The organism is Kitasatospora sp. NPDC059722 (assembly GCF_042733235.1).
Classification (GTDB): Bacteria; Actinomycetota; Actinomycetes; order Streptomycetales; family Streptomycetaceae; genus Kitasatospora.
In genome coordinates this window covers 1-5,420 of sequence record NZ_JBHWGD010000199.1, presented here as the reverse complement: position 1 = coordinate 5,420, position 5,420 = coordinate 1, and the positions used below count along the sequence as shown (strand labels likewise).

Genomic DNA, 5,420 nt, shown 5'->3' with positions numbered 1-5,420 from the left:
GCATCTCGCCGCGCGAGGCCCTCGCGATGGACCCGCAGCAGCGCCTGCTGCTGGAGACGTCCTGGGAGGCCTTCGAGCGGGCGGGCATCGACCCGACCGCGCTGCGCGGCAGCCGGACCGGCGTCTTCGTCGGCACGACGGGCCAGGACTACGCCTCGCTGGTGATGAACTCCCGGGAGGAGGTGGAGGGCCACGCGAGCACCGGGCTGGCCAACAGCGTGATCTCGGGCCGGGTGTCGTACTGCTTCGGCCTGGAGGGCCCGGCGCTCACGATCGACACCGCCTGCTCCTCCTCGCTCGTGGCGATGCACCTGGCCGCGCAGTCCTTGAACAGCGGCGAGTGCACCCTGGCCCTGGCCGGCGGCGTGACCGTGCTGTCCACACCGATGAGCTTCCTCGGCTTCACCCGCCAGGGCGGCCTCGCGACGGACGGGCGCTGCAAGGCGTTCGCGGACGGCGCGGACGGGACGGGCTGGTCGGAGGGCGCCGGCGTGCTGGTGCTGGAGCGGCTCTCGGACGCGCAGCGCAACGGGCACCTGGTGCTGGCCGTCGTGCGCGGCAGCGCCGTCAACCAGGACGGTGCCTCCAACGGTCTCACCGCCCCCAACGGCCCGTCCCAGCAGCGCGTCATCCGTCAAGCGCTGGCGAACGCGGGGCTGTCGGCCGGTGAGGTCGACGCCGTCGAGGCGCACGGCACGGGAACGACGCTCGGGGACCCGATCGAGGCGCAGGCGCTGCTGGCCACGTACGGGCAGGAGCGTGAACTCCCGCTGTTCCTCGGCTCGGTGAAGTCCAACCTCGGACACACCCAGGCGGCGGCCGGGGTCGCGGGCGTGATCAAGATGGTGGAGGCGATGCGGGCGGGCGTGCTGCCGAAGACGCTGTACGTCGACGCGCCGTCCTCGCACGTCGACTGGTCGGCCGGCGCGGTGGAGCTCCTGACGGAGGCGCGCGAGTGGCCCGAGGCCGGGCACCCTCGCCGGGCCGGGATCTCGTCGTTCGGGATCAGCGGGACGAACGCCCACGTGATCGTCGAGCAGGCGCCTGTGGTGGATGCCGCGGAGGCGCCGGGCTCGGCGCCCGGCGTGGTGCCATGGGTGGTCTCGGGAGCGTCGGAGGACGCGCTGGACGCGCAACTGGCCGGGCTCGCCGGGGTGGCCGGCTCGTCGGTGGACGTCGGGCTGTCGCTGGCCGGGCGGTCGCGGTTCGGGCACCGGGCGGTGGTGTTGGACGGCGCCGAGGTGGCGCGCGGTACGGCGGGAGAGCGGCGGCTCGCGCTGCTGTTCTCGGGGCAGGGGTCGCAGCGGCTGGGGATGGGGCGGGAGTTGTACGCCCGGTTCCCGGTGTTCGCGGAGGCGTTCGACGCTGTGTGTGCGCAGTTCGATCTGCCCGTCCGCGATGTGGTGTGGGGCTCGGACGAGGAGCTGCTGGACCGGACGGAGTTCGCCCAGGCAGGGCTGTTCGCGGTCGAGGTGGCGTTGTACCGGCTCGTCGAATCGCTGGGCATCCGCGCCGAGTTCGTCGCGGGCCACTCGATCGGCGAGATCGCGGCCGCGCACGTCGCCGAGGTGTTCTCGCTGGAGGACGCCTGCACGCTGGTGAGTGCTCGCGGCCGGCTGATGCAGGCGCTACCTTCCGGTGGCGCGATGCTCGCCGTGCAGGGCACGGAGGATGAAGTCCTGCCGTTGCTGGGCGAGTTTGTGTCGATCGCGGCCGTCAACGGTCCGACCTCCGTGGTCGTCTCGGGTTCTCTCGAAGCCGTGGCGGCGATCGAGGCGCACTTCGCCGACCGCAAGACGACGCGGCTGAAGGTCTCGCACGCGTTCCACTCGCCGCTGATGGATCCGATGCTGGCGGACTTCCGCGAGGTCCTCAACGGACTGACGTACAGCGCCCCTTCGATCCCGCTGGTCTCCAACCTCACCGGCACCCTGGGCGAGGACGTCACCACCCCCGACTACTGGGTGCGCCACGTCCGCGAGGCCGTCCGCTTCGCCGACGGGATCCTCGCCCTCGACGCCGCCGGTGCCACGGACTACCTGGAGCTCGGCCCCGGTGGCGTGCTCACCGCCCTCGCCGCGCAGAACCTCGACGAGGGCGGCGACCGCGTCGCGGCCCCCGCGCTGCGCCGCGACCGGCCCGAGGAGCACACCCTCGTCTCCGCCCTCGCCCGCCTGCACGTCGTGGGTGTGCCCGTCGACTGGGCCCGGTTCTTCGACGGTACCGGCGCCCGCCGCACCGACCTGCCGACGTACGCCTTCCAGCGCCAGCGCTACTGGCCCGCCCAGGCCACACACATGGGCGACGTCACCGGTGCGGGCCTGCAGTCGGCCGAGCACCCGCTGCTGGGAGCGGTGATCTGCCCGGCCGACTCGGGCAGCGTGCTGCTGACCGGCCGGCTGTCGCTGAAGGCGCAGCCGTGGCTGGGCGACCACCGGGTGGGCGGCGTGGCCGTGTTCCCGCCGACGGGGTTCCTGGAGCTGGCCGTCCGGGCCTCCGACCAGGTGGCCTGTGGCCGGGTCGAGCGGCTGGCGCTCGCCGAGCCGCTGGTGCTGCCCGCGGACGGCGCCGTCGTCGTCCAGGTGGCGGTCGGTGCGCCGGACGAGGCCGGGACGCGTTCTCTGAGCTGCTACGCCCGGCCGGCGGAGGCCGTGGACGGCCCGTGGACCTGTCACGCCACCGGCACGCTGGCCGTGGGCGAGCGGGAAGCCGGTTTCGACGCCTCCGCGTGGCCCCCGGCGGACGCGGTGGCGGTGGATCCGGCGTCCTGCCACGACCCGCTGGACCACGGCCCGGCGTTCCGCACGCTGCAGGCGGTGTGGCGGCGGGGCGACGAGGTGTTCGCGGAGGCCGTCCTGCCGGGCCGGGCCGAGGACGCGGCGCCGTACGGGCTGCATCCGGCGCTGCTGGAGGCGGCCGTCCAGATCGCCGCCCTCACCGGGGCGGACGACGGCGCGCGGCTGGTGCCCACGGACTGGCGCGACGTGGCGCTGCACGCGACCGGCGCGGCCGTCGTGCGGCTGCGGGTCGCGAGGGCGGGCGAGGACGCGGTGTCCGTGGAGGTCGCCGACGCGGCGGGCGGTCCCGTGCTGTCGGCCGGGTCGCTGACGCTGGGCGAGCCGGCCGCCGTGGCTGAGCGGGCCGACCTGGCCGGGGCGCTGCTGCGGATCGACTGGGTGGACGTCCCGGCGCGCGTCACCGCGCCCGTGCGGGCCGTCACGCTGGGCGAGGACGTGCCGTCGCTCGCCGACGTGCCGGGAGAGGTGCCGGAGGTCGTGCTCGTGCCGGTGGCGGGCGGTTCGACGCCCGAGCAGGCGCACGAGGTGACGGCGTGGGCGCTGGGCCTGGTGCAGGAGTGGCTGGCCGAGCCGCGCTTCGCCGACGCCCGCCTGGTGTTCGTCACCCGGGGCGCGGTGCCGGGCGGCGAGGTCGCGGACCTCGTCGGCGGCGCGGTCTGGGGTCTCGTCCGGGCGGCCGAGGCGGAGAACCCGGGCCGGTTCGCCCTGCTCGACGTCGAGCGTGCGTCGGACGTCGAGGCGGCGCTGCCCGGCCTCTGCGCCCAAGTGGACGGCGGCGACTTCCAGTTCACCGCGCGTGCCGGAGCCGTCCGAGTGGGACGCCTGGCCCGGGTGGCTCCCGGTGAACCCTCGACGGGCTGGGGCACGGGCACCGTGGTGATCACGGGTGGCACCGGCGGCCTCGGTCGTCTCGTCGCCCGGCATCTCGTCACCGAACACGGCGTCCGCGACCTGCTGTTGCTGAGCCGCCGTGGTGGCGCGTCCGAGTTGGTGGAGGAGCTGGCGGAGCTGGGTGCCCGTGCCGAGGTCGTGGCCTGTGACGCGGCCGACCGCGAGGCGCTTGCGAAGGCCCTGGACGGTCGGACGATCACGGGTGTCGTGCACGCGGCAGGTGTGCTGGACGACGGCATCGTCACCGCGCTGACCCCCGAGCGCCTGTCGACCGTCCTCCGTCCCAAGGTCGATGCCGCGTGGAACCTTCACGAGCTGACCAAGGACCAGGACCTCAAGGCCTTCGTCCTGTTCTCCTCCATCTCGGGCGTCATGGGCAGCGCCGGCCAGGGCAACTACGCGGCAGCCAACGTCTACCTCGACGCGCTTGCCGTCTGGCGCCGCCAGAACGGCCTGCCCGCCCAGTCCCTGGGCTGGGGCGCCTGGGTGCCGACGGCCGGCATGACGGGCACGCTCACCGAGGCCGACCTGCACCGCATCCGCGCCACCGGAGTCCCGCCCCTCACCGAGGAACAGGGCCTCGCCCTGCTCGACGCCGCCATGGGAACCGACGAGCCCTACCTCGTCCCCATCGGCCGCGCCACCGGCCCGGCCCGGATGCCCGGCACCGTGCCCGCGCTGCTGCGGGGCCTCGTCCGCGGCGCCCGCCGCACGGCGGAGTCCTCCGGCGGCCGCACCGGCGCGGTGGCCGCGCTCGCCGCCCGCCTCTCCGAGCTGCGCGAGGCCGACCGCCTGCGCCACGTCGTCGACCTGGTCCGCACCGAGGCCGCCGGCGTCCTCGGCCACGCCTCACCGCAGGCCGTCGCCGCCGAGCGCGACTTCCACGACCTCGGCATCGACTCCCTCACGGCACTCGAACTGCGCAACCGCCTGACCGCCGTCACCGGCCTGCGCCTGCCCGCGACCCTGGTCTTCGACCACCCGACCTCCGCCGTCCTCGGCGCACACCTGCTCGGCGTGCTCCTCGACGAGCAGGACGCGGCGGACGGCGCCGCGCTGTTCGGCCGACTCGACCGCCTGGACGCGGCCCTGGCGGAAGCGGACACCGACGAGGCGACCCGCAACGCGGTTTCCCTCCGGCTGCGCCGAATGCTGGAGAAATTGCGAAACCAGGACGCGCAGAATGCCGAGGACGCCATTGCGGAGCGGCTCGAAGCAGCGAGCGCGGACGAGGTCCTGGCCTTCATCGACAACGAGCTCGGCCGTCTGAGCGACCGCTGACCGACCCCGCCTCATCACAGGAAGGCACCACCCCCCATGTCGAACGACAGCAAGCTCGTTGACTACCTCAAGTGGGTCACGGCCGACCTGCACCAGACACGCCAACGACTGCTGGAGGCCGAGTCCGGCCGGCACGAGCCGATCGCCATCGTCGGCATGGCCTGCCGCCTGCCGGGCGGGGTGACCACCCCCGAGGAGCTCTGGCGGCTGGTCGCGGACGGTCGGGACGGCATCACCGGGTTCCCCGCCGACCGCGGGTGGGACATCGCGGCGCTGCTCGGCGAGGGCAGCGGCAGCAGCGCCGCGATCGAGGGCGGGTTCGTCGCGGCCGGCGAGTTCGACGCGGGCTTCTTCGGCATCTCGCCGCGCGAGGCCCTCGCGATGGACCCGCAGCAGCGCCTGCTGCTGGAGACGTCCTGGGAGGCCTTCGAGCGGGCGGGCATCGACCCG

General features: G+C 74.4%; 2 protein-coding genes. Both read left to right on the top strand.

All coding sequences use genetic code 11. From position 1 onward, the window contains the following. A partial coding sequence (locus ACFV4F_RS42110) for an SDR family NAD(P)-dependent oxidoreductase (RefSeq protein WP_380511102.1) occupies nt 1–4,970 on the top strand: 4,970 nt, incomplete at its 5' end. A 36-nt stretch (nt 4,971–5,006) separates the two neighbouring features. Further along, on the top strand, nt 5,007–5,420 hold a 414-nt coding region (locus ACFV4F_RS42105; RefSeq protein ID WP_380511099.1), incomplete at its 3' end, for a beta-ketoacyl synthase N-terminal-like domain-containing protein.